This is a genomic window from Xanthobacter wiegelii (assembly GCF_043193855.2).
Classification (GTDB): Bacteria; Pseudomonadota; Alphaproteobacteria; order Rhizobiales; family Xanthobacteraceae; genus Xanthobacter; species Xanthobacter flavus_A.
Genome location: NZ_CM195529.1, coordinates 2,371,960 through 2,394,853, shown reverse-complemented (window position 1 = coordinate 2,394,853; position 22,894 = coordinate 2,371,960). Strand labels below are relative to the sequence as shown.

Below are 22,894 nucleotides of genomic sequence, written 5' to 3'. Positions count from 1 at the left end.
CGTCCTCCGGTTCCGCCGGAGGACGACTCCCAGCAACCAACGCCCCCGCTCAGGTCACGGCGCGGTTGGCGCGCCGTTCACGCAAAGCGAACTGAAGGTTGCGGATGTAGATGAAGGTGGAGAGCGCCTGTCCGGCGATGAACACCGGATCCTTGCGGTAGATGGCATAGACCAGCAGCAGCGAGCCACCGCCGAGCGAGAAGGTCCAGAAGGCGAAGGGAATGACCGAGCGCTGGGCGCGCTCGCTGGCGATCCACTGCACCACGAAGCGCATCGTGAACATGAACTGCGCGACGAGGCCGAGCGCCACCCACCAATCGAATTGGTCGATGAACACCTCGTGGAGGTAGTTGCCGATCTCCGACAGGTAATAGACCATCAGCCGCGCTCCACCACGCGCGGCACCCGCCGCCGACGGATAAGCCAGAACACCCCGAACATGTCGGCGATGCCGACCCAGAGGCGGTTCCAGAAGCCGTACTTCGACACGCCGTGCCAGCGCTCGCGATCCACCACCTTGACGGTGCGGATCTCGTAGCCCTCGCGCCGCACCAGCGCCGCCATGAAGCGGTGCAGGCCGTCGAACACGGGCAGGCGCAAATGCACCTCGCGACGCACCGCCTTGAGGCCGCAGCCGGTATCGCGCGAGCCGTCATTCAGCAGGCCACGGCGAATCTTGTTGGCGAGGCGCGACTGGTAACGCTTGAAGGCGGTATCCTTGCGGCCCTGACGCTCGCCCTGCACCATGCCGACGCGGGGACCGCCCTCGTCGATGACGCGGATCATCTCGGGCAAATAGGCGGGATTGTTCTGCCCGTCGCCGTCCAGAAGCAGCAGGAGCTCGCCGCGTGCCGCCCAGGCGCCGGTGTCCACGCCGGCGGTCTTCCCGCAGGCCCTCTCGTGGACCAGGACGCGCATATAGGGGCGTGTCTGCTGGGCCAGCCGCAGGTTGGCGAGGGTGGCGTCGGTGGAGCCATCATCCACGAAAATCAGCTCGAACGGTTCGAACGACAGCGCCGCATCGATCTCGTCGATGAGCGGCAGCACGTTGTCCGCCTCGTCCTTGACGGCGATGACCACCGACAGGCGGGGTGCCGCGGAGGTTTCGGAGGAAAGGGAAGTCACGGTCTCGCCTCTTCGGCTGGAACGGCGGTGCCCCCGTCCCTCGGCGGCGGCAAAGGCAGGCCGGCGCGCGCGGGAATGACGGGAGCGAGGAGACGGGCGAGCCGCCTGGCTGACGGCCCCGCCATGGGCACGATCGTGCCCGCCGCGTCAACTGCGAAGACGACGCGGCGGGCCGCGAACAGCTTCACGGTCCACAGGGCGGCCGCCGTGCCAAGCACCGCGCCGGCCACCACGTCGCTGGGATAATGGGAGCTCAGCACAATCCGGGTCGCGGCGACGGGAAAGGCCGCCAGCAACAGGATCGTCCGCGCACGCGGAAACAGCGCGGCAAAGGCCACGGCGGCGGCAAAGGTGGTGGTGGAATGGCCGGAGGGGAAGGACGCGAAGCTCGATTTCCAGATGAGGAAATCGAAGGTCATTTCCGGGTTCGGCCCCTTGATATGCATGGCGGCATGGGGCCGCGCCCGGCCAAGCGTGTGCTTGACGATGGCCACCAGCAGCCCGACCGGCGCGATGGCGAGAAAGAGAAAGCCGAGCCGCGCGGCCACGCTGGCGGCGATCTGCCGGCTGACGGCATCGCCGGTGTTGGTGAGCATCAGCGCATAGGCGAGCCCGATACCGAGCGGCCACAGCACCACCCCGCTGAAACCAAGGTCCGTGATGCGATCGGCGAAGATGACCAGCCAGGTGGGCAGCCGGAGCCTGAGGCCGATGGTCGCCGGATCCACGAGCAGCATCAGAGCCGCCACCACGCCCGCCGCCAGGAAGCCGAGCGCCAGCGCTTCCCAGCGCCCCAGCAGGCCGAGGCGCGGGCGCGGCACGCCGACGCGCCGGTCGCGCAGGTAGGTGAGGCCCCGTGCGATGGACAGGAGCAGCAGTGCGGCCGCCTCCCCGACGCGGCGAAGCGCCGCTGTCAGGTCAGCGGAGCGGTCCGCACCGAAGGCCTCCCGGTCCCCGGTCAAGACCCCGCCTCGTCGGAGCGGAAGACGGTAATGGAGGTGGGGCGGCCGCCGTTGTAGGTGAAGCCCGAGATGGTCGCGACGGCGTGGTATTTCAGGGCCAGCGCATTCGCGTGCTTCTCGAAGGCCGGGGTGAAGCGCTCGTCGATAAAGGCCAGCGCGCACCCGCCCTTCTTGAGCAAGGCCGCGGCTTCGTTCGGCAGCCCGTAATTGATCTGTGTCCCCACGAGAAACACGAGGCTGGGTTCCTGATAGGGGAAGGAGGCGACCTGCGCGGCCGGGCAGCCCTGCTGGCGCACCACGGCGGCGAGGCGCTCGGAAATCCACAGCGCCCGCATCTGCGGCAGCATCACCTGCCACGCCGCGAGATACAGCAGCAGCGCTCCTGCGAGCGCGGTCAGGAACGCCCCCTCGATCCCGACGCGCGGGAACGATCGCGCCGCCCACCACAGCAGGACGACGCCGAGCAGCAGCAGCGGCCACGCGGCAAGGCCGAATCCGCTGCCGAAATAAAGATAGGCGCCGCCCAAAGCCAGAGACACGGCTACGGCGAAGCCCGGCCAGAACCACACGAACCCGGCGAGTCGCGACCCCGCCCGGGCCAGCCCGCCCCGCTCGATGGCGAGCGCGGAGAGGATGGCGAGCGCCGGATAGACCGGCAGCACATAGTGCGGGAGCTTTGTGACGGCGATCTCGAAAATCACCCAGCTCGGCACCAGCCAGCACAGGAGGAAGCGCACCGCGGTTTCGCGCCGATTGCGCCAGACATAGGGCACGGCCATCGCGGCAACCACGATGGAGGGCCAGAACGTGCCCCAGGCCGCGAGGAAGTAGGTGCCGGGCGGCCCCCAGTGGCCTTCCGCCCCCTCGGCGACCTTGCCCATCATGTCCACGCCGACAGCGTGCTGGTAAAAGGCGCCGTCGGTGACGATGTAGATCGCGACGAACCAGGGCAGCACCAGCAGCAGGCACCACGCCAGCCCCAGCAGAGGCTTCAGCGGGCGCAGGAATCCGCCCGAGCGATCGGCGATGGCGAGGGCTGCGATGGCGGGGCCGACGAATAGCGGCGCGACGGGTCCCTTCACCAGAATACCGGCCGCGAGGGCCGTCCAGAAGATGAGCGCGAGGGTCAAATCCCCCTGCCGTGCCTCGGGCGGGCGCACATAGGCCCGCGCGAGCGCACCGAAAGTCGCGATCACGGTGAAGAGCAGCACCGCATCCGTCTTCGCGAGACGCGCCTCCACCCCCAGCAGCACGCATCCCGCCATCATCAGCGCCGCGAACAGCGCGCCCCGGCGGGACAGGAAGACGAGCGCCGTCCAATAGGTGAGCAGCACAGCGCCGATGGCGGCGAACAGGGACGGCAGGCGATAAAGCCAGATGGAGGCGCGGGCGGAGGGGCCGATCACCGCCTCGCCGGCCTTCACGCTCGCGGCCTGCAACCAGTAGATGCCGATGGGCTTCTTGTGCCGCGCCTGGGTGTGGAAACGGATATCGACGTAGTTGCCGCTCTCCAGCATCTGCTTCGTCGCCTGGGCGAAGCGCGCCTCGTCGCGGTCGATGGGCGAGAGGTTGAAGAAGCCCGGCAGGAAGGCGATCAGCGCGACCGCTACGAGCAGCAGCACGGCGCGCCCATGGCGCTCCGATGCCGCGTCGAGGAGCCCAACGAGGCGCTGCGGCAGGTCGAGATCAAACGCCCGCCTCTTGTCGGACGCGGGCTGTAAAATGGCCATGCTTCGGTCTGGGTCCGCTCGAATTGGGCGCGGACAATAGCAGAACCGCCCGTGCCGAAAAGGCCCGGTGGAGGACGCGGGAGCGACCTTACGCCGGACCGGCCCCTGATGCAGACGAAAGGCGGCGAAGGCAAGGCGACCAAGGCGGAGAAGCCAAGACGCGCGGCAAGACGCGCGGCATGCGCCGCCTTCGCGCCTCCGGTGCTGCCCCAGCCACGACCGTCCCCCTCCGGCTTACTTGGTCAGAATGAGCTTGTTCTGCGCGGTCAGGCGCAGTTGGTAGGTCTGCTCGCCGTGGGTGATGGTCACCAGACGACCGGCGGCGAAGAGATCGCGGCTGTCGAGTTGCGCGCGAACCATCGGTATGGCCCGGCAGGTGTCGTCGGCGGGCCGGAATGTCCACCCTTCACCCGCCTCGACGCCATTCAGATGAGAGATCCTGTGTTCATACCTGCTCATTTTGAATCGCTCCAGATCAGGGCATGCACCCCGACCAGTGCAGCCAGCCGAGGCTCTCTTTAGAAGCATTCAATACTTGAATACCATCATCCTCTCCTTGAGTAATACAGTCCGCCCCGGCGATCAATCCCCGCCGCGGCTTACCGTCTACTTCCGTGCGAACGCGATCTCCCACGACGCTTCGCGCCCGCGCCTTGCGGCGCGCGCGGCATGCCCCTCCAGCGGCGCAGGAGAGCCTCAGAAGGCCTTGAAGGTGATGATGGTGCGGGTGTCCTGAATGCCGGGAATGGTCTGCACCTTCTGGTTCACGTAATGGCCGATGTCGGTGTCCGGCTCCACGTAGAACTTCACCAGAAGGTCGAACTCGCCGGCCGTGGAATAGATTTCGGACGCGATTTCCGCATTGGCGAGGGCGTCGGCCACCTCGTAGGACTTCCCGAGCTGGCACTTGATCTGAACGAAGAAGGGAACCACGGCGTGCTCCGCTGGCGGCGGGATCGGAAGGCCCTCGCGGGCCGCGCCAAGGTGGACAAATCCGCCGGGACTGGCAAGGGTGGCGCCTCGCCCACTCTTTCTACGGAGCTTTTGTCCGTCCATGAGCCGGCCCATTCCCATCGCCCTCACCATCGCCGGCTCGGATTCGAGCGGCGGCGCCGGCATCCAGGCGGACCTCAAGACCTTCTCGGCGCTCGGCGTCTACGGCGCCAGCGTCATCACCGCGCTCACGGCGCAGAACACGCGGGGCGTCAGCGCCATCCACGACGTGCCGGACGATTTCATCGCTGCCCAGATGGACGCCGTGTTCTGCGATCTCACGGTGAAGGCGGTGAAGATCGGCATGCTGTCACGCCCCGGCGCCATCCGCACGGTGGCGGAGGGGCTTAAGCGGCACAAGGCAAGGCCGGTGGTGCTCGATCCGGTGATGGTCGCGGCCTCGGGGGCACGGCTGCTGAGCGATGATTCGCTGAATGACCTGCGCACCATCCTCATTCCCGCGGCTGATCTCATCACGCCCAACCTGCCCGAAGCCGGCGCGTTGCTGGGCATCGAAGCCGCGCGGACGGAAGAGGAGATGCAGCGCCAGGGCGCCGCCCTGCTGGCGCTCGGCGCCCGCGCAGTGCTGATGAAGGGCGGGCACGGCGAGGGGCCGCAGAGCATCGACCTCCTCGTCACTCCGGACGGAACGCAGCGCTTCGCCGCGCCGCGCCACGCCACGAGAAACACCCACGGCACCGGCTGCACCCTGTCTTCCGCCATCACCGCCGGTCTCGCCTCCGGCCTCGCGCTGGCGGACGCGGTCGCGCGCGCGAAGAGCTACATCACCGGCGCCATTGCAGCCGCCGACCGGCTCGACGTGGGCACCGGCCACGGGCCGGTGCACCACTTCTTCCAGCTTTGGGACGTCGCAAGCAACTGACGCCGCCGGAGCGCGCCATCAATTGCGGAAATTGATCGCCACGCCGAAGGTCATGCCCTTGCCGTCAGGCGGCGCCGGGAAGGGCGAGGCGCGCCGGGCCATGGCCATCGCCTCCTGATCCAGCACAGAATTGCCCGATGAACCCGCCAGCGACACGCCGGTCACCGCGCCCGACCCGGCGATCGTGATGCTGATGCCCGGCCGCCCCACGTTCGAGCCCTGGGGCCGCTTGAAGCGGTTGAGATGGGCGAAGGCGCGCGATTTCCAGTCCGCGAGCGCGGCGGAACGGGCGGCGGCGGCTCCCGGCGATGGCGCGGCCGTCGTCTGGGCGGTCGGAGCGTCGGAACGCGGCGCGGCGGAGGTGACGGGCGCCGAGCGACGACGCGTGGGCTTCGCCTCCTTTTTCGGCTTCTCCGGCTCCTTCGGTTTTGGCTTCGCCTCCTCCACCTTCTTAGGCTCGGGCTTAGGCAGCACCACCTCGGCCTCGGCCGGCGCGGGCGGTGTCTCCGGCATCTTTTCGACCGTCTGCTGAACCTCGGGCTCCGGCGGCGGTGGCTCGGCGTCCTCGGGCTCGTCTGGGGCGTCGGGCACCGGCTCGGGCGCCTGCACCATCTGCGGGCCGGGTGCGACCTCTTCTTGAGACTGTTGGCTAACCGCCATGGGCGCCAGCTCGATCATGATGGCGGCGGGCGGAGACTGCTCGCCCGTCGGCTCCTTGTTCCAGTTCAGCGCCACATAGACCGCGGCGGCATGTAGTCCGACCACCACCAGCACGCCGACGGCGAGCCGCAGGATCATGTTGCGCAGGTGGTAACGGTCGAAGTCGTGCCAGTGGTGGTGATGGTGAACCGCGCTCACCGGGGCGTTTCCTGGCGCGTGCCCTGGCCCGTTCCCTGGGGCGCTCCCGGGGGGACTGGCGCGGCCGCAGCCGGCGCCGCAGGGCTGGCGGCGGGTGCCGCGGGTACCGCTTCGCCCCCTTCCAGACCCACCAGGGCCACCTTGAGATAGCCGGCGGTGCGCAGAAGGTTCATCACCTCCATCACGTCGCCATAGGGCACCGTCTTGTCGGCGCGGACGAACACGCGCTGCTGGCGGTCGGCATTGGTGCGCCCGTCCAGCATGGCCCCGAGGCCGGTGCGGGTGACGGCATCATCCCCCAGCGCCAGCGTCAGGTCCTTCTTCACCGAGAGGAAGAGCGGCTTGTCCGGCCGCGGCTGCGGCTGGGCGTTGGAGGCGGGCAGGTCCACCTTCACGTCCACCGTGGCGAGGGGCGCCGCCACCATGAAGATGATGAGCAGCACCAGCATCACGTCGATGAACGGCGTGACATTGATCTCGTGGTTCTCGGCGAGGTCGTCCCCGCCGTGGTCGAGCTTGGCGGCCATCGGGGCTCACTCCGCGGCGGCGCGCAGGCGCGGGAGTTCGGCCTCGCCCTCGATTGCGGCGCGGTCGAGGTCGCGGGACAGATGCCGCATCACCTCGGCGGAGGTGTCCGCGAGGTTGGCCTTGTAGGCGGCGATGGCGCGCGCGAACACGTTGTAGATCACCACCGCCGGAATGGCGGCGACGAGGCCGATCGCGGTGGCGAGCAGCGCCTCGGCGATGCCGGGGGCGACCACCGCGAGATTCGTGGTCTGCGCCTTCGAGATGCCGATGAATGAGTTCATGATGCCCCACACCGTGCCGAACAGGCCGACGAAGGGCGCCGTGGCGCCGATGGTGGCGAGCACGCCTGTGCCGGCCGTCATGCGCCGGCCGGCCTTGGCCTCGATACGGGAGAGCGCGACGGCGACACGCTCCTTGATACCGTCCACCGGAAGGCCGGCAGAGGCATGCCATTCCGCCAGCGCGGCGCGGACCGTGGCGGTGGCCGGGCTGTTGCGCTTCGGCATCTCGGCGGCCGCATCCGACAGGGTGACGGCACCGCGCAGCGCCTTCAGCGTGCGGGCGACGGCGCGCCGGGCGAACAGCAGCTCAAGGGATTTGGCGAACCACACGCTCCAGGTGAGAACCGAAGCAAAGGCAAGGCCCAGCATCACCACCTTCACCACCATGTCGGCGGCCATGAACATGCCCCACGGGGTCAAGTCATGCGGGAGGCGCCCGTCCACCCCGACTTCCGGCGCCGGCGCGGCGGGCGCGGCCTCGACGGGGGGTGCAGGCGCTGGGATGGGAGACGCCGGGTTGGGAGACGCCGGGTTGGCGGACGCAGGCGCGGTTGCGGCATCTACGGCCGGTGCAACTGCGGCAGGTGCAGATGTAGCAGGGGCAGATGTAGCAGTGGACGGAGCTGCCGGCGTCGCGTGCTGGTGCGTCTCGGCCGGGGCGGCCTGCTGAGCCCAAACGGCGCCCGGCCCCAGATTCACGGCCAGAAATAGGCCCAGGGAAAACGCCACCACGCCCTTCGGCGCGAGCGAAGATACATGGAAATCAGCACGCCCGGCAGACGTGCGCGAGATCAAGCCAAAGGGCATCGCATCACCAATAGTCGAAACGGACAGGCTGGCGATCCCTCCAACCGGGATTAGCTGGCTACCCTGCTTATAGCCCCAAATGGCTCCGAACGCTAACCCCGCCTGGTCATCGACCGTGAGCGGCGGCATGACGCAGGCGCATGTCTTCTCAACGCCCCGGCTAAAAAGCTACCTTCTGCTTGGGGATATCCGGCTTGCAAGTCCGGACCGCATCTGGGGCTTCATGGCGACGCAAAGGGCACAGCGCACGGCCGCGCGAACCGGGAGCGATCCCGTGCGGGCACCGGTGCGTGCGCCAGGTTCCGTCGCCCGGCTGCGACCCCTGGCGCGGCTGCTGGCGGTCTGGCTTCTCGCCTATGTGCTGCTGCTGCAGTCGGTGCTCGGCGCGGCCGCCATGGCGACCCACACGGCTACCGGCACGGTTGAGGGTCTTTGCCTTTCCTCCGTCTTGGACGGGGCGGCCGACGGCGTGGCGCACCCGGACGACCCCGGGCCGCACGATCGGGCGCCGGGGGTCCACTGCGCGCTCTGTCCGGCCATCGGCGGGGCGCCGGCGCTTCCGGCTGGTCCCGCATTACCGCAGCCATTTGCGGTCCTGACGGCGCAAGAGGCCGGAACGGTCATCGTGCTTCCCCGCGCCGTGCTGCCCGCGGGCGAGCAGGCCCGGCCCCGCGCGCCCCCGGCCGCCTGACCCCGCACAGCACCGCCCTTTCCCCGTTCATCCCGTGGCCGCCGCTGACCGGCGCCAGGAATACCTGTCATGCCCCATTCTTCCCGTGCGCGCAGCGGCGCGCCGCGTCGACGCCTGTCGTCGGCGCTTCTGCTGTCCTCGACCGCACTCTTCGTCGTGTTCTCAAGCCCGGTCGCCGCCCAGGATGCCACTTTGCCGGAGGTGCAGGTGGACGGCGGCGCCGGCTCTTCCCTCACCGTCGCCAGCGAGGCCCAGGCGCGCGCCGCCATCGAGCGCACGCCCGGCGGCGCGGAGGTCGTCTCCGAACAGGCGTGGCAGGACACCCGCGCCACCACCGTCAAGGACATGCTGGATTTCGTGCCCGGCGTGTTCGCGCAGACCAAGTGGGGTGAGGACACCCGCCTCTCCATCCGCGGCTCCGGCATCGCCCGCAACGCCCACCTGCGCGGCATCCAGCTGTTCCAGGACGGCGTCATTCCGCTCAATACGGCGGACGGCAGCGGCGACTTCCAGGAGATCGACCCCACCGCCTACAAATATGTGGAGGTCTTCAAGGGCGCCAACGGCTACCAGCTCGGCGCCAATGCGCTGGGCGGCGCCATCAATTTCGTGACACCCACCGGCCGGGATGCGCCGGGCGTCACCGTGCGCATGGATGCCGGAAGCTGGGACTTCTTCCGCCTGCAGAGCAGCGCCAGCGGCTACCAGGGCGCGTTCGACGCCTTCGTCACCGCTTCGGCCCTGACCGCGCAGGGCTTTCGCCAGCATTCCGCAGGCGATTCCATCCGTGCCTCTGGCAATATCGGCTGGCGCCCGACGGAGGCGTTCGAAACCCGCTTTTTCTTCAACGCCAACGACATCGAGCAGCAGATCCCAGGTGCCGTCACCAAGACGGCGGCCCTCACCGATCCGCAGGCGGCCAACCCGACCAACATCAAGCTCGATTACCAGCGCAACATCCAGTCGGTCCGCCTCGCCAACAAGACAACCTGGGTGATGAGCGACAACACAAAGCTGGAACTGGGCCTGTTCGGCTCCGACAAGGACCTGAACCACCCCATCTTCCAGATCCTCAACTATGATTACCTGACCTTCGGCGGCTTCGCCCGCGTGGTGGATGAGCGCCTCATCGGCGGTTACGCCAACCGCCTCACGGCCGGCGTCACCACCGCCATCGGCTCCACCGATGCGCAGCGCTACGCCAGTATCGGCGGCAACGAGGGTGCCCTCACCTTCTTCGCCGATGAGGACGCCACGACGACCACCTTCTACGCCGAGGACAATTTCTACCTCACCAAGGACTTCTCTTTGGTCGGCGCCTTCCAGTATCTGACGGCGACACGCGACCGCGAGGGGTTCTACAAGGCCGCCACCGGCTCCCAGGACTACAATCTGTTCCTGCCGAAGGGCGGATTCGTCTGGGATCTTGGCGGCGGTGCACAGCTCTACGGCAACATCTCCAATTCCGGTGAGGTGCCGACCTTCTCGGAACTGACCAACTTCGCCAGCATCATCCTCTCGAACCTCAAGGCGCAGACGGCCACGACCTACGAACTGGGCAGCCGCGGCCGCACGGAGGATTTCAGCTGGGACGTCTCGCTGTACCGGTCGAACGTGCAGAACGAGCTGCAATGCAACGCCACCACCGTCTCCGGCGTCTGCACGGTGGTCAACCTCGGCTACACGGTGCACCAGGGCGTGGAAGCCGGCTTCGGCGGCACGCTCTGGAAGGGACTGTGGGAGAAGGGCCCGGCGCCGGACAAGCTCTGGTTCAATTTCGCCTACACCTATTCGGACTTCTTCTTCGACAATGACCCGGTGTGGGGCAACAACCAGCTGCCGGGCATCCCCCCGCACTATTTCCGCGTGGAGCTGCTCTACAAGCATCCGAGCGGCTTCTACGCGGGGCCGAACGTGGAGTGGGTGCCCGTTCCTTATTACGTGGACAATGCGAACACGCTGAACACGGCGGCCTATGCCCTGCTCAACTTCCGGCTCGGCTATGACAATGGCGGACCGTTCTCCGCCTACATCGATGCGCGCAACCTGTTCGACACGGCCTATATCGCCACCGTGAGCGTCACTGCGGTCGCCGCGCAGAACTCCGCCTTGTTCGAGCCCGGCTCCGGCCGCGCCGTCTACGCGGGCGTGCGCTACACCTTCTGAGAAGGCCAGGAAACCCGAGCGGGCCAGGAAACCCGAGCGGGCCAAGAAACCTGAGCGGGTAGAAACAAAAACGGCCGGGCGATGGCCCGGCCGTTTTCGTATTTTCAGAAGTCCATGCCGCCGCCCGAGCAAACCGGCCTGCCGGTTTGCGACCTCGCGAAGAAGCCGGGCGGCGTCAGGGGGTACGCTCTACCTCAGAAGTCCATGCCGCCGCCCGAGCAAACCGGCCTGCCGGTTTGCGACCTCGCGAAGAAGCCGGGCGGCGTCAGGGGGTACGCTCTACCTCAGAAGTCCATGCCGCCGCCCGGCATGGCCGGGGCCGCGGGGCCGGACTTCTTGGGCAGCTCGGCGATGAGCGCCTCGGTGGTGATGAGCAGGCCGGCGATGGAAGCGGCGTCCTGCAGAGCGGTGCGCACGACCTTGGTGGGGTCGATGATGCCCGCCTTCACCATGTCCACATATTCGCCGGTCTGGGCGTTGTAGCCGAAGGTGTAGTCGTTGGACTCGAGGATCTTGCCCACCACGACGGAGCCATCATCGCCGGCGTTCTGCACGATCTGGCGCGCCGGAGCCTGGATGGCGCGGCGGACGATCTCGATACCGGTCTTCTGATCGGCGTTGTCGACCGTCAGGTTTTCAAGGGCCTTGATGGAACGCAGCAGGGCGACGCCACCGCCGGGGACGATGCCTTCTTCCACCGCGGCGCGGGTGGCGTGCAGGGCGTCGTCAACGCGGTCCTTCTTCTCCTTGACCTCTACCTCGGTCGAGCCGCCAACGCGCACCACGGCGACGCCGCCGGCGAGCTTGGCGAGGCGCTCCTGGGCCTTCTCGCGGTCATAGTCAGAGGTGGTGGTCTCGATCTGCGCGCGGATCTGGGCGATGCGGGCCTCGATGTCGGCCTTCTCGCCGGCGCCGTCGACGATCGTGGTGTTCTCCTTCTCGATCACCACCTTCTTGGCGCGGCCGAGCATGGAGAGGTTGACGCTGTCGAGCTTGATGCCGACTTCCTCGGAGATCACGGTGCCGCCGGTCAGGATCGCGATGTCCTGCAGCATGGCCTTGCGGCGATCACCGAAGCCGGGGGCCTTCACGGCCGCGACCTTGAGGCCGCCGCGCAGCTTGTTCACCACGAGGGTGGCGAGAGCCTCGCCTTCCACGTCCTCGGCGATGATGAGCAGCGGACGGGCCGACTGCACCACCGCCTCGAGCACGGGCAGCAGCTCCTGCAGGCCGGCGAGCTTCTTCTCGTTGATGAGGATGTAGGGCTCCTCGAACTCAACGCGCATCTTCTCCGCATTGGTAATGAAGTACGGAGAGAGATAGCCGCGGTCGAACTGCATGCCTTCCACGACATCCAGCTCGGTCTCGGCGGTCTTGGCTTCCTCGACGGTGATGACACCCTCGTTGCCGACCTTCTTCATCGCCTCGGCGAGGAACTTGCCGACCTCGGCGTCGCCGTTGGCGGAGATGGTGCCGACCTGGGCGATCTCGTCGTTGGAGGTCACCTTGCGCGAGTTGGCGGCGAGATCCTTGACGATGGCCTCGACGGCGAGATCGACGCCGCGCTTCAGGTCCATCGGATTCATGCCGGCGGCAACCGCCTTGGCGCCTTCCTTCACGATGGCCTGGGCCAGCACGGTCGCGGTGGTGGTGCCGTCGCCGGCGAGATCGTTGGTCTTGGAGGCGACCTCACGCACGAGCTGCGCGCCGAGGTTCTCGAACTTGTCCTCGAGCTCGATCTCCTTGGCCACCGACACACCGTCCTTGGTGATGCGGGGGGCGCCGAAGCTCTTCTCGATCACCACGTTGCGGCCCTTGGGACCGAGGGTGACCTTGACGGCATTGGCGAGGATGTCGACGCCGCGCAGAACCTTGTCACGCGCGTCTACGGAGAATTTTACGTCCTTGGCAGCCATGGGGCGTGCTCCTTCAGATTGGGACGATTGAATGGGATGGCGAATGCCGCGGGACCGGGCGCCTCGGGCTGCCTCGATCCTGCGACCGAAAATTCGGGCTGCCTGAGATCAGGCCGCCTTTTGGGCGCCGGCCGCGTTCTCGATGACGCCGAGGATGTCGCTCTCCTTCATGATGAGGAGATCCTGGCCGTCGATCTTCACTTCGGTGCCGGACCACTTGCCGAACAGCACGATGTCGCCAGCCTTCACGTCGAGCGCCACCAGCTCGCCCTTCTCGTTCCGGGCGCCGGGACCGACCGCGACGACTTCGCCCTGCTGCGGCTTCTCCTTGGCGGTGTCGGGAATGATGATGCCGCCGGCCGACTTCTGCTCGGCCTCGATGCGCTTGACGACCACGCGGTCGTGCAGGGGACGGAAACCCATTGGGAAACCTCCGGTTCGATGTTGTCCATCGGGGTTGCCTGTTTTGAAGGCGCCGGGAACCCCTCCACCCGGCCCGACCGCGATCTAAGGGCGGCAAATCCGAGCCGCAAGGGGTCCGCGCAAAAAATTTGGCACTCTCGGGAACTGAGTGCCAGCAGTCGATATTCTGCGGGCTTTCAGCGAGTGGGCCGCCTCCAGGTCCGCCGCTCCGTCACGCCCGCCATCCGCGCGACGGCTGTCAGCAGTCCCGGCCGAAGGCTGCTAGATCATTGTTTTTGCAGACGGAAACCATTCTTTAGCCTTGGCGTTGGCAAAGTCTGTAGCCGACAATGAGGTGTCCGGTCCCGCCCCTTCCCTTTTCGATGGCAGCGGGGCCGCGGATTGGAGGTGTGACCCATGGTTTCCAAGGTGTCGCGTGACTTCGTCCTGCAGATGGAAGGCTACGGCCTCGCCACGGCCGAGATCCTCTACCGCCTGCCCGACCATCCCAACTTGCTCCAGACCTTCCTCTGGCAGGAGTACGATCTCTGCCCGCGCTTTCCGGAGCTGAACAAGTTTCTGGAGTTCTGGCAGCGCGAAATCGAGGGGCGGCTGCATTCGGTCCGGGTCGCCCATTCCGGCCTCATCAAGCCGGCGGAGCTGAGGTCCGTGGACGGCATGTTCCTGCTGAACTGAGAGGTCGGAGGCCCGGCAGGGGCTTTGCCTATCGGTCTGTCGTCTTTTATGGTCCCCATGGGCGGACAGCACATGCACGTCCCCGCGGGGGTGGGGCGTGCATGTCGGCTCCATCCGGGCCGGCCACGCTAACGCTGCGGCAGTTTTCGAGGGCCGTGCCCTGCCACCGCCGTTTTCCGGTTATAGCTGAAGCGTCCAATCCATGAGGGCGCCTTGGACCATCGCACTCCCCGCACCTCCGAGCTCCTGGCAGCTGTGCTTGCCGCGCAGGAACAGGATCACGTCGCCATCGGCGATCTGGTCAACGCGCTGCGAAACCGGGCTTTCGGCATCCTTTTCCTGATTTTCGGCATCCCCAACTGCATCCCCATGCCGCCGGGCATCCCGGTGGTATGCGGCATCATCCTGGGACTGATCGGCCTGCAGATGATGCTGGGCCGGCAGGAATTGTGGCTGCCGGAGGGGATTGCCCGCCGTACCTTTTCCCGCGCCATGCTGGAATCGATCGTCACCCGCTCGCGGCCGTGGATCGAACGGTTCGAGCGCATCTCGCGTCCCCGCTTCGAGCAATTCGCCGGACCGACGGCCCGACGGCTGGTGGGGGCGACGGTGGTGGTGCTCGGCTTCATCCTGATCCTGCCTATCCCGTTCCTCGGCAATCTGCCGCCGGGATTTGCCATCTGCATCTTCGGCCTCGGGCTCGTGGAGCGGGACGGCCTCGTCATTCTCGCCGGCTTCGGCGCCACGATCCTCGGCCTGATGGTGACAGCGCTGATGAGTTGGGCCATCTACCAGGGCGCCATCGCCATCTTCTGAAACCCCTGCCCATCCCATGCGTGTTGACGCCTTCGATTTCCACCTCCCCGAGGCCCGGATCGCCCTGCGCCCCGCCGAGCCGCGCGACACGGCGCGGATGCTCGTCGTCCGCCCCGGCGCCGCGCGAGAGCTGGAGGACCGCAGCGTCCGCGACCTGCCGGATTTCCTGCGCCCCGGCGATGCGGTGGTGGTGAACGACACCCGCGTCATCCCCGCCGCGCTGGAAGGCGTGCGCTCGCGCGAGGGCGGCTCGGACGTGGCGGTGGAGGCAACCCTCATCAAGCGCCTCGCGCCCGACCGCTGGCGCGCCTTCGCCAAGCCAGGCAAGCGCCTGCGCGTCGGCGACCGAATCCGCTTCGGCGGCGAGGGCGGCGCCTGCCTCCTCGGCACGCTCGACGCGACCGTGGCGGGCAAGGAAGAGGACGGCTCCATCGTCCTCGCCTTCGATCTCGCCGGCGATGTGCTGGACGAGGCGGTGGCGGCGGTGGGGCACATGCCCATCCCGCCCTACATCGCCGCCCGCCGTCACGAGGACGCGCGGGACAAGGACGACTACCAGACCCTGTTCGCCCGCGTCGCCGGCTCCGTGGCGGCGCCGACCGCGAGCCTCCATTTCACGCCCGACCTCCTCGCCCGCATGGCCGCCGCCGGGGCGACCTTGCACAAGGTGACGCTGCATGTGGGCCCCGGCACCTTCCTGCCGGTGAAGGCGGAGGACACGTCGGGCCACACGATGCACGCCGAATGGGGCGAGGTGTCGCGCGAGACGGCGGATGCTCTTAATGCCGTGAAGGCCAAGGGCGGGCGCATCCTCACCATCGGCTCCACCTCCACCCGCCTCATCGAGAGCGCGGCGGGGGAAGACGGCACCATCCGCCCCTTCGTGGGGGAGACGGACATCTTCATCACCCCGGGCTACCGCTTCCGCGCGGTGGATGCAATGCTCACCAACTTCCACCTCCCGCGCTCGACGCTGGTGATGCTGGTGGCGGCCTTCATCGGCCATGAGGCGCAGAAGCGCGCCTATGCCCATGCGATCGCGGAAAACTACCGCTTCTATTCCTATGGCGATGCGTGCCTGCTTCTGCCACAAGGCGGCGCATGACGCCCGACACGCCTGCCGACACCTTCTCCTTCACCCTCTCCGCCACCGACGGCGCCGCCCGCACCGGCTATGTCTCGACGCCGCGCGGGCGCATCCGTACGCCGGCCTTCATGCCGGTGGGCACCGTCGCGACGGTGAAGGGGCTCTATTTCGACCAGGTGCGGGCGGCGGGCGCGGACATCGTGCTCGGCAACACCTACCACCTCATGCTGCGCCCCGGTGCCGAACGGGTGGCGAAGCTCGGCGGCCTGCACACATTCATGCGCTGGGACGGGCCGATCCTCACCGATTCCGGCGGCTTCCAGGTGATGAGCCTGTCGAGCCTGCGCAAGATGAGCGAGCAGGGCGTCACCTTCCGCTCCCATGTGGACGGGGCCTATCACGAGATGAGCCCGGAGCGCTCGGTGGAGATCCAGGGCCTGCTCGGTGCCGACATCCAGATGCAGCTCGACGAGTGCGTCCGCCTGCCCTGCACCGACGAGGAAGCGGAGCGCGCCATGCGGCTTTCGCTGCGCTGGGCAGAGCGCTCCAAGCGCGCGTTCGAGACGCAGCCCAAGGGGCGGGCCATCTTCGGTATCGTGCAGGGCGGCGCGGTGCCGGCGCTGCGGGTCGAATCGGCGCGTGCGCTGGCTGACATGGATTTCCCCGGCTATTCCATCGGCGGCCTCGCGGTGGGCGAGCCGCAGGAGGTGATGCTCGCCATGATCGAGACGGTGGCGCCGCACCTCCCCACGAACAAGCCTCGCTATCTCATGGGCGTCGGCACGCCGGACGACCTTCTGGAGAGCGTCGCGCGCGGCATCGACATGTTCGACTGCGTCATGCCCACCCGCTCCGGCCGGCACGCTTTGGCCTTCACCCGCTTCGGCCGGATCAACCTCAAGAACGCCCGCCACGCGGAAGACCCCCGCCCGCTCGACGAGGAGAGCGACTGCCCGGCCCTGCGCGACTATTCCCGCGCCTATCTCCACCACCTCGTGCGCTGCGAGGAGATGCTGGGGGCCATGCTGATCTCGTGGGCCAACATTCACTATTACCAGCAGCTCATGGCCGGCGCCCGCGCCGCCATCGCCGCCGGGCGGTATGCGGACTATGTGGCGCAGACCAAGGAAGGCTGGGCGCGCGGCGATCTGCCGGTGTGGGAAGGCTGAGGGCGGGCGCTGCCCGACCTTTCCTGATGAGCCGTCATCGCCCGGCTCGTCTGGGGCATGACACCGTTAGGGGATGAGACGGCCTCTTAGAACCAGATCCGTCCGCGCACCGCCTGCTGGGCCGCCCACCACAGAGCAAACTGCCGGCGGAACGGCGAGAGGCCGGCGGGCTGGCGGAACGGGTCGCGGACCTTGGCGAGGGCCTTGAGATCACCCGCAACCAGCGCCAGCGGCAGGAAGGGCGCGGCGATGGAGGTGGCGGCATAGGTCTGCCTGGCCGCCTCGCGGGCTTCCCAGAGATGGCGGGCCGCCGTCTCCCGCAATTCCGCGAGCGCCGCCAAAAGGCCGGGCGTGACCGTGCCCGACACCGCCTCTTCCCGTCCGACGCTATGGCGGGCCAGAAGATCGAGCGGGATGTAGCACTGCCCGCGCGCGGCATGGATGGGGAAGGCGCGCATCAGCCCCGTCATGGCAATCGCGACGCCGCCATGCCCCGCCAGATCGCCGGACCGGCCTACGTCCGGCAGCAGGATGAGCGCAGAGAGCTGGAGCAGCGCCGAGGCGGTCTCGCCCGCATAGCCCTCAAGGTCGCCGACCGTAGGCATGGGATCGTCGTAAAGGTCGAAGATTCGCGCATCCGCCATCGCGATCAGGCTCGGGCGCGGCAGGCGAAAGCGCGTGATGGTGTCGAGCAAGGCTGCGGCGATGGGGTGGCCGGAGACATCGCCCCTGCCCTCCCCCTCGATCACCTCCCGCCACCAGGCAAGCCGCACTTCACCCGGCAGGGGCTCGCGCACCACCTCGCGCACGCGGGCGACATCGAGATTGTAGGCATAAAGGGCGAGAAGGTGCTTGCGCTTGTCCTGCGGAGCGAACAGGGCGGCGAGGAAACGGTCGCGGTCCTGGGCCTGCACCTGCGCGGCGCAATAGGCATAGGCTTCGTCCAGCGCTTTCCCGTCCGTCTCGCTCATGGCTCAGACCGCGATCAGCGCCGCGCCCACCCGCCGGCCTTCGGCAAGGAGCACGTTGTAGGTGGCGGCGGCCGAGGGCGTGGGCATCAGCTCGAAGCGGATGCCGGCCTCGCGCAGAACCTGCTTCAGCGGCTCCTTCAGGTGCGCGGGGTCCTTGCCCGTGCCGATGAGCAGCAGTTCGACGGCCCCCGCATCCGCGACCACGGGGGCGAGCGAGGCGGCATCGATCTCCGCCATGCGCATCGGTGCCCAGCCCCGGATTCCCGAAGGCAGCGCCAGGATGGAGCCGGCGTGGGACATGCTGGCGAAGTGGAAGAAAGTGTCGCCATAGCCGTCTATGGCGACCTGTCGCGGCAGGAAGGGCGCGCCGTCCGGGGCGGCCACCACCCGCGCCTCAGGCCTTGGCCGGACGGGCGGGGCCGGACTTGCCGCCCGGCTTGCCGGTCGGCTTGCCATTCTTGCCCTTGGCGGAAGAAACGCCGGTTGCGGGCGTGGCCTCAGGCGGAACGCTGGCCGCGGCGTCCTTCGCCTCCATCTTCACCAGCTCGTCCAGCTCCTTCACCTCGGGATCGGCTTCCTTGGCGGGAAGGCTCACCGTGGAGGCGCGCAGGCCGAGATGGATGAGGATGGGGGCCGCAACGAAGATGGTGGAATAGGTGCCGATCACCACGCCCACCGTCATCGCCAGCGAGAAGCCGCGCAGCACCTCGCCGCCGAAGAAATAGAGGGCGAGGGTGGCGAAGAAGGTGGTGGTGGAGACGATGATCGTGCGCGAGAAGGTGGCGTTGACCGCGATGTCGAGCAGCTCCGGCAGCGGCAGCTTCTTGTAGCGGCGCAGCATCTCGCGGATACGGTCGTACACCACCACCGTGTCATTGAGCGAATAGCCCATGATGGTGAGGATGGCGGCAATGGACGTCAGGTCGAAGTCGATGCCGAACGCCGAATAGATCATCAGCGTGACGAAGATGTCGTGCAGCGTCGTCACGATGGCGCCGACGGCGAACTGCCACTCGAAGCGGAACCACAGATAGGCCAGCACCGCCACGGCACCGAGCACCAGCGCGAGAATCGACTGGCGCACCAGTTCGCCGGACACGCTCGGGCCGACCGTCTCCACGCGGCGGACCGTGTAATCGGAGCCGAGCACGCCGTTCACCTTGGCGAGAATGGCCTGCTGGGCCTCATCGGTGGTGCCGAAGGCGCCGATGCGGATCAGCACGTCGCGCGGCGAGCCGAACTCCTGGATCTGCACGTCGCCCACGTCGAGATCGGTCAGGTGCTCGCGCAGCGCGCCGATGTCGGCCTGCTGCTGGCTGGTCTGGGCCTCGATGAGCGTGCCGCCCCGGAAGTCGATGCCGAGGTTGAAGCCGTGGATAGCGAACAGCAGGCAGGCCACGATGGACAGCGCCGCGGAGAGCGGGAACGTCCAGTGCCGCAGGCGCATGAAGTGGATGTTGGTCTGCGCCGGGATGTAGTCGATCAAAGGCATGTGCGGCGCACCTTCAGATGGGCAGCTTCGCCGGCCGCCGCCACTTCACCCAATAGGCGATCATGAGCCGCGTCAGGGTATAGGCGGTGAACATGGTGGTCAGAAGGCCGAGGATGTAGGTGACGGCGAAGCCGCGCACCGGACCCGACCCGCCCATGAGGAACAGGATGACCGCCGTGGCGAGCGAGGTGATGTTGGCGTCGAGGATCGTGCCCAGCGCGTTCACGAAGCCCTTGTCGATGGCCGAGATGGCGGACCGGCCTTCCCGCGCCTCGTCGCGCATGCGCTCGAAGATGACGACGTTGGAATCCACCGCCATGCCGATGGTAAGCACCACGCCAGCGATGCCGGGCAGCGTCAGCGTCGCGCCGAGCACGGACTGGAGCGAGAACATCAGGATGATGTGCACGGCCAGCGCGATGAGCGCGAACAGGCCGAACAGGCCGTACACGGCGACCATGAACACGGTGACGAGGCCGCCGGCCACATAAGCGGCGGTCTTGCCCGCCTGGATCGAATCCGCGCCGAGGCTCGGACCGACCGTGCGCTCCTCCACCACCTTCAGCGGGGCTGGCAGGGCGCCGGCGCGCAGCAGGATGGCGAGGTCGTTGGCCTGCTGGACGGTGAACGCGCCGGAGATCTGGCCCGAGCCGCCGAGGATCGGCTCGCGGATCACCGGAGCGGAGATCACCTGGTTGTCGAGCACGATGGCGAAGGGCCGGCCCACCGCCTCCTGCGAAACCGTGGCGAAGCGCTTGGCGCCGTTGTTGTTGAAGCGGAAGGAGACAATGGGCTCACGCGAGTTCTGGTCGAAGCCCGGCTGGGCATCCACCAGATCCTCGCCGGAGACGCGCACCTGCTTCTCCACCAGATAGGGCTGGCCGTCCTGGCCCTTGAGCACTTCGGATTCCGGCGGCGCCCGTCCGTCCAGCGCCTGCTGCGGCGACATGGACTGGTCCACCATGCGGAAGGAGAGCTTGGCGGTCTGGCCGAGCAGGTTCTTCAGCCGCTGCGGATCCTGCAGGCCCGGCACCTGCACCAGAATGCGATCGAGGCCCTGGCGCTGGATGTTGGGCTCCACCGTGCCGAGCTGGTCGATACGGCGGCGGATGATCTCGATGGACTGGTCCACCGCCGAGCGCATCTTGGCGTTGAGGCCGGCATCGGTGAGCTGCACGGTGACGACGCCGTCGGCGGCGGACGAGACGGTCATGTCCATCTCGCCCGAGGAATTGCCGAACAAGGCGTTGGTGACCGGAGCGGCGAGCTTGCGCAGCTCGGTGACGGCCTTCTGCGTGTCGTTGGGATCACGCAGGCGGAGCGTCACGCTGGTATCGCGCAGCGCGAGGTTGGAATAGCCGATCTTCTGGTCGCGCAGGACGCGCCGAACCTCGTCGCGGAGCTGCTCGGTGCGTTCCTTGCGGAGCGCCGGCCCGTCCACCTCCAGAAGGATGTGGGAGCCGCCCTGCAGGTCGAGGCCCAGCGTCACCCGGCTCGACGCAAGCCACGAGGGCAGATGGGCGAGCGCGCTGGGCGGCAGCACGTTGGGCAGCGCGAACAGCATGCCGATGGCGATGGTGATGAGGATCGCCGCAGTCTTGAAACGGGAGAAGTGCAGCATGTCGCGCGCGGTCTTTCAGAAAGCGTGAGGCGGCCGGATCAACCGGCCGAGGCCTCGTCCTTGGCCGGTTCGCCCTTGGCGCGGACGGTGGCGATCTGCGAGCGCATCTGGCGGATGCGGACGTTGTCGGCGATCTGCAGCTCGACCTCGTTCTCGTCCACCACCTTGGTGACCTTGCCGACGAGGCCGCCGCCGGTGACCACCACGTCGCCGCGGCGCAGGGAGTTCACCATTTCCTGATGCACCTTGGCCCGCTTCTGCTGCGGGCGCAGGATGAGGAAATACATGACCACGAAGATCAGCAGGAACGGGGCGAGCTGAATGAGCATGTCGGCCCCGCCGCCGGCTCCCGTGGCGCCTTGGGCGAAAGCGGGCGTGATGAACATCTCGATCCTCGTTCGTCTGTGAAGGGAATCCGCATACCGCCGGGGTCCGGCGAAGCGGCGGGACTATAGCGGCCGGCCCGACGAATGCAAACGCGGGGCCGGTTCGTTCACGCAGCTGTTGAAAAGAGGGACCCGCAGGACGCCGATATCGTCCCCCGGACAGGCGACACCGAAGGTGGAGCGCCGAGCCGGGGGCCAGCGCAAGACTCGGGACTGCGCCGCTATTGGCGGGAAGCGCCCTCCCCTCTCCCCCGCGGGAGAGGGGCCGGGGGTGAGGGGTTGGTGCCGCTCGCCCGGCGGCAGGTCAAAGGGAAATACACCCCTCACCCCAACCCTCTCCCGCAAGGGGAGAGGGAGCCCATCGGCGCGATACCGACCAAGACGCGCAGGTTACTTCCCGTCGAACAGCAGGGCGAGGCGAGTCATCCAGGGCTCGTCGGTCTGGTCGAGGCGCAGGGGCGTGACGGAGATGCGGCCCTCGTCCAGCGCGCGCAGGTCCGTGCCGGGGGAGGTTTCGTAGATTCGGCGCTCGAAGGCGATCCAGTAATAGGGGTTGTTGCGGCCGTCGCGGCGCTCGTCGATGCGCATGAGGCGCTGGTCGCGCTTGCCCTGGGCGGTGGCGGCGATGCCGGTAATTTCTTCCGGGAGGCGGTCCGGGAAGTTCACGTTCATCACGATGCCGGGGGGAATGCCCTCGTCCAGCAGCATCCGGATGATCTTCGGCGCGTGGGTCTCGGCGGTGACGAAATTCGGATTTTCCCGCGTGCGCATGCCGAAGGCCTGCGACAGAGCGATGGAGGGAATGCCGAGGATCGTCCCCTCGATGGCGCCGGCGACGGTGCCGGAATAGCTCACGTCCTCGGCGATGTTCTGGCCGCGGTTGACGCCGGAGAGCACGAGGTCGGGCGGATTGTCGATGAGCAGATGGCGCACGGCCATGATGACGCAGTCCGTGGGCGTGCCCTTCACCGCATAGCGCTTCTCCTCCACCTGCCGCAGCCGCAGCGGGTCGGAGAGGGACAGCGAATGGGCGACGCCCGACTGGTCGAACTCCGGCGCCACCACCCACACGTCATCCGTGAAGGTGCGCGCGATGGCCGCGCAGCTGTCGAGGCCCGGCGCGTGGATGCCGTCGTCATTGGTGACCAGAATGCGCATCGGATGTCCCTTTGTCCGGCCCACGGCCGGCAGTAACTGCTTCCGTCGCCTCCCGGCCGTCATCCCCCGGCTCGTCCGGGGGATCCACGGTTGGGCTGGGCGCCGGTCCGCCGAGATCGCTCCGGCGGCGGGGTGGATGCCCCGGACGAGCCGGGG

At 67.8% G+C, this 22,894-nt stretch carries 24 protein-coding genes; 7 read left to right on the top strand and 17 right to left on the bottom strand.

What is annotated here, in order from left to right; translation table 11 throughout:
* Window positions 1-49: 49 nt before the first annotated feature.
* The 6 genes from V5F63_RS10965 to V5F63_RS10940 form a co-directional block, all read right to left on the bottom strand.
* Entirely contained in the window at window positions 50-379 is a 330-nt protein-coding gene (locus V5F63_RS10965) for a lipid-A-disaccharide synthase N-terminal domain-containing protein (RefSeq protein ID WP_209489064.1), read from the bottom strand.
* Window positions 379-1,125, bottom strand: a complete 747-nt coding sequence (locus V5F63_RS10960; RefSeq protein ID WP_394028630.1) for a glycosyltransferase — start codon at window positions 1,123-1,125, stop codon at window positions 379-381. Before V5F63_RS10960 ends, V5F63_RS10965 begins: the two co-directional genes overlap by 1 nt.
* A complete protein-coding gene (locus V5F63_RS10955) occupies window positions 1,122-2,087 on the bottom strand; it encodes a phosphatase PAP2 family protein (RefSeq protein ID WP_394101798.1) in 966 nt (321 codons plus the stop codon). The genes V5F63_RS10960 and V5F63_RS10955 overlap by 4 nt, the downstream gene beginning before the upstream one ends.
* Window positions 2,084-3,817 (bottom strand): ArnT family glycosyltransferase, encoded by a 1,734-nt coding sequence (locus V5F63_RS10950; protein ID WP_394101797.1) that lies wholly within the window; start codon window positions 3,815-3,817, stop codon window positions 2,084-2,086. The genes V5F63_RS10955 and V5F63_RS10950 overlap by 4 nt, the downstream gene beginning before the upstream one ends.
* 234 nt (window positions 3,818-4,051) lie before the next feature.
* Window positions 4,052-4,276, bottom strand: coding sequence for a hemin uptake protein HemP (gene hemP, locus V5F63_RS10945; RefSeq protein WP_394028627.1), 225 nt, complete (start codon window positions 4,274-4,276; stop codon window positions 4,052-4,054).
* A 237-nt stretch (window positions 4,277-4,513) separates the two neighbouring features.
* Window positions 4,514-4,750: an Lrp/AsnC ligand binding domain-containing protein gene (locus V5F63_RS10940; protein WP_209489059.1), complete on the bottom strand. Its 237-nt coding sequence runs from the start codon at window positions 4,748-4,750 to the stop codon at window positions 4,514-4,516.
* Window positions 4,751-4,871: 121 nt separating this feature from the next.
* Here V5F63_RS10940 and thiD point away from each other — a divergent pair, with 121 nt between their 5' ends.
* Window positions 4,872-5,693 (top strand): bifunctional hydroxymethylpyrimidine kinase/phosphomethylpyrimidine kinase, encoded by an 822-nt coding sequence (gene thiD / locus V5F63_RS10935; RefSeq protein WP_394101796.1) that lies wholly within the window; start codon window positions 4,872-4,874, stop codon window positions 5,691-5,693.
* Between the two features lie 18 nt (window positions 5,694-5,711).
* On the opposite strand, the gene V5F63_RS10930 is transcribed toward thiD, so the two are convergent.
* From V5F63_RS10930 to exbB, 3 genes are read right to left on the bottom strand one after another with little or no spacing between them, the layout of a single operon-like run.
* Complete coding sequence (locus V5F63_RS10930; RefSeq protein WP_209489057.1) at window positions 5,712-6,551, bottom strand: energy transducer TonB family protein; 840 nt, start codon at window positions 6,549-6,551, stop codon at window positions 5,712-5,714.
* Window positions 6,548-7,078, bottom strand: coding sequence for a TonB system transport protein ExbD (gene exbD, locus V5F63_RS10925; RefSeq protein ID WP_394101795.1), 531 nt, complete (start codon window positions 7,076-7,078; stop codon window positions 6,548-6,550). Before exbD ends, V5F63_RS10930 begins: the two co-directional genes overlap by 4 nt.
* A 6-nt stretch (window positions 7,079-7,084) precedes the next feature.
* Entirely contained in the window at window positions 7,085-7,765 is a 681-nt protein-coding gene (exbB, locus tag V5F63_RS10920; protein WP_509210835.1) for a tonB-system energizer ExbB, read from the bottom strand.
* 529 nt (window positions 7,766-8,294) lie between these two features.
* Between exbB and V5F63_RS10915 the strand changes: the two genes are divergently transcribed.
* Window positions 8,295-8,858: a DUF2946 family protein gene (locus tag V5F63_RS10915; protein ID WP_394101793.1), complete on the top strand. Its 564-nt coding sequence runs from the start codon at window positions 8,295-8,297 to the stop codon at window positions 8,856-8,858.
* Window positions 8,859-8,927: 69 nt separating this feature from the next.
* Window positions 8,928-11,024: a TonB-dependent receptor family protein gene (locus V5F63_RS10910; RefSeq protein WP_394101792.1), complete on the top strand. Its 2,097-nt coding sequence runs from the start codon at window positions 8,928-8,930 to the stop codon at window positions 11,022-11,024.
* Window positions 11,025-11,308: 284 nt separating this feature from the next.
* Here the strand turns inward: V5F63_RS10910 and groL are convergent, their stop codons facing one another.
* On the bottom strand, window positions 11,309-12,940 hold the full coding sequence (groL, locus tag V5F63_RS10905; RefSeq protein ID WP_394028622.1) for a chaperonin GroEL: 1,632 nt from the start codon (window positions 12,938-12,940) through the stop codon (window positions 11,309-11,311).
* A 108-nt stretch (window positions 12,941-13,048) separates the two neighbouring features.
* The gene (gene groES, locus V5F63_RS10900; protein ID WP_209489052.1) at window positions 13,049-13,363 is read right to left on the bottom strand and encodes a co-chaperone GroES; all 315 of its coding nucleotides are present in this window, start codon (window positions 13,361-13,363) and stop codon (window positions 13,049-13,051) included.
* Window positions 13,364-13,759: 396 nt separating this feature from the next.
* Between groES and V5F63_RS10895 the strand changes: the two genes are divergently transcribed.
* The 4 genes from V5F63_RS10895 (at window position 13,760) to tgt (ending at window position 17,110) form a co-directional block, all read left to right on the top strand.
* The gene (locus V5F63_RS10895; RefSeq protein WP_394028621.1) at window positions 13,760-14,038 is read left to right on the top strand and encodes an usg protein; all 279 of its coding nucleotides are present in this window, start codon (window positions 13,760-13,762) and stop codon (window positions 14,036-14,038) included.
* Between the two features lie 213 nt (window positions 14,039-14,251).
* On the top strand, window positions 14,252-14,854 hold the full coding sequence (locus tag V5F63_RS10890; RefSeq protein WP_394028620.1) for an exopolysaccharide biosynthesis protein: 603 nt from the start codon (window positions 14,252-14,254) through the stop codon (window positions 14,852-14,854).
* A 16-nt stretch (window positions 14,855-14,870) separates the two neighbouring features.
* Complete coding sequence (gene queA / locus V5F63_RS10885) at window positions 14,871-15,959, top strand: tRNA preQ1(34) S-adenosylmethionine ribosyltransferase-isomerase QueA (RefSeq protein WP_209489049.1); 1,089 nt, start codon at window positions 14,871-14,873, stop codon at window positions 15,957-15,959.
* Entirely contained in the window at window positions 15,956-17,110 is a 1,155-nt protein-coding gene (gene tgt, locus V5F63_RS10880) for a tRNA guanosine(34) transglycosylase Tgt (protein WP_209489048.1), read from the top strand. Before queA ends, tgt begins: the two co-directional genes overlap by 4 nt.
* 86 nt (window positions 17,111-17,196) lie before the next feature.
* Here the strand turns inward: tgt and V5F63_RS10875 are convergent, their stop codons facing one another.
* The 6 genes from V5F63_RS10875 to surE all read right to left on the bottom strand — a co-directional run bounded on the left by V5F63_RS10875 (window position 17,197) and on the right by surE (window position 22,738).
* Window positions 17,197-18,081: a phytoene/squalene synthase family protein gene (locus tag V5F63_RS10875; protein ID WP_394102666.1), complete on the bottom strand. Its 885-nt coding sequence runs from the start codon at window positions 18,079-18,081 to the stop codon at window positions 17,197-17,199.
* Between the two features lie 3 nt (window positions 18,082-18,084).
* Window positions 18,085-18,465: an Mth938-like domain-containing protein gene (locus tag V5F63_RS10870; RefSeq protein ID WP_394028616.1), complete on the bottom strand. Its 381-nt coding sequence runs from the start codon at window positions 18,463-18,465 to the stop codon at window positions 18,085-18,087.
* Between the two features lie 10 nt (window positions 18,466-18,475).
* Complete coding sequence (secF, locus tag V5F63_RS10865; protein WP_394102665.1) at window positions 18,476-19,573, bottom strand: protein translocase subunit SecF; 1,098 nt, start codon at window positions 19,571-19,573, stop codon at window positions 18,476-18,478.
* Window positions 19,574-19,586: 13 nt separating this feature from the next.
* Entirely contained in the window at window positions 19,587-21,194 is a 1,608-nt protein-coding gene (gene secD, locus V5F63_RS10860; RefSeq protein ID WP_209489046.1) for a protein translocase subunit SecD, read from the bottom strand.
* Between the two features lie 38 nt (window positions 21,195-21,232).
* Window positions 21,233-21,580, bottom strand: a complete 348-nt coding sequence (yajC, locus tag V5F63_RS10855) for a preprotein translocase subunit YajC (protein WP_209489045.1) — start codon at window positions 21,578-21,580, stop codon at window positions 21,233-21,235.
* Window positions 21,581-21,970: 390 nt separating this feature from the next.
* Window positions 21,971-22,738 (bottom strand): 5'/3'-nucleotidase SurE, encoded by a 768-nt coding sequence (gene surE / locus V5F63_RS10850; protein ID WP_394102664.1) that lies wholly within the window; start codon window positions 22,736-22,738, stop codon window positions 21,971-21,973.
* Window positions 22,739-22,894: the final 156 nt, after the last annotated feature.

What these genes read in the sequence shown, in the direction of transcription:
- secF (WP_394102665.1), bottom strand. Translation starts at nt 19,573, where the DNA reads ATGCCTTTGATCGACTACATCCCGGCGCAGACCAACATCCACTTCATG.
- surE (WP_394102664.1), bottom strand. Translation starts at nt 22,738, where the DNA reads ATGCGCATTCTGGTCACCAATGACGACGGCATCCACGCGCCGGGCCTC.
- V5F63_RS10950 (WP_394101797.1), bottom strand. Translation starts at nt 3,817, where the DNA reads ATGGCCATTTTACAGCCCGCGTCCGACAAGAGGCGGGCGTTTGATCTC.
- exbB (WP_509210835.1), bottom strand. Translation starts at nt 7,765, where the DNA reads ATGTTCATGGCCGCCGACATGGTGGTGAAGGTGGTGATGCTGGGCCTT.
- thiD (WP_394101796.1), top strand. Translation starts at nt 4,872, where the DNA reads ATGAGCCGGCCCATTCCCATCGCCCTCACCATCGCCGGCTCGGATTCG.
- V5F63_RS10965 (WP_209489064.1), bottom strand. Translation starts at nt 379, where the DNA reads ATGGTCTATTACCTGTCGGAGATCGGCAACTACCTCCACGAGGTGTTC.
- V5F63_RS10875 (WP_394102666.1), bottom strand. Translation starts at nt 18,081, where the DNA reads ATGAGCGAGACGGACGGGAAAGCGCTGGACGAAGCCTATGCCTATTGC.
- exbD (WP_394101795.1), bottom strand. Translation starts at nt 7,078, where the DNA reads ATGGCCGCCAAGCTCGACCACGGCGGGGACGACCTCGCCGAGAACCAC.
- secD (WP_209489046.1), bottom strand. Translation starts at nt 21,194, where the DNA reads ATGCTGCACTTCTCCCGTTTCAAGACTGCGGCGATCCTCATCACCATC.
- V5F63_RS10895 (WP_394028621.1), top strand. Translation starts at nt 13,760, where the DNA reads ATGGTTTCCAAGGTGTCGCGTGACTTCGTCCTGCAGATGGAAGGCTAC.
- V5F63_RS10910 (WP_394101792.1), top strand. Translation starts at nt 8,928, where the DNA reads ATGCCCCATTCTTCCCGTGCGCGCAGCGGCGCGCCGCGTCGACGCCTG.
- hemP (WP_394028627.1), bottom strand. Translation starts at nt 4,276, where the DNA reads ATGAGCAGGTATGAACACAGGATCTCTCATCTGAATGGCGTCGAGGCG.
- groES (WP_209489052.1), bottom strand. Translation starts at nt 13,363, where the DNA reads ATGGGTTTCCGTCCCCTGCACGACCGCGTGGTCGTCAAGCGCATCGAG.
- yajC (WP_209489045.1), bottom strand. Translation starts at nt 21,580, where the DNA reads ATGTTCATCACGCCCGCTTTCGCCCAAGGCGCCACGGGAGCCGGCGGC.
- queA (WP_209489049.1), top strand. Translation starts at nt 14,871, where the DNA reads ATGCGTGTTGACGCCTTCGATTTCCACCTCCCCGAGGCCCGGATCGCC.
- tgt (WP_209489048.1), top strand. Translation starts at nt 15,956, where the DNA reads ATGACGCCCGACACGCCTGCCGACACCTTCTCCTTCACCCTCTCCGCC.
- V5F63_RS10915 (WP_394101793.1), top strand. Translation starts at nt 8,295, where the DNA reads ATGACGCAGGCGCATGTCTTCTCAACGCCCCGGCTAAAAAGCTACCTT.
- groL (WP_394028622.1), bottom strand. Translation starts at nt 12,940, where the DNA reads ATGGCTGCCAAGGACGTAAAATTCTCCGTAGACGCGCGTGACAAGGTT.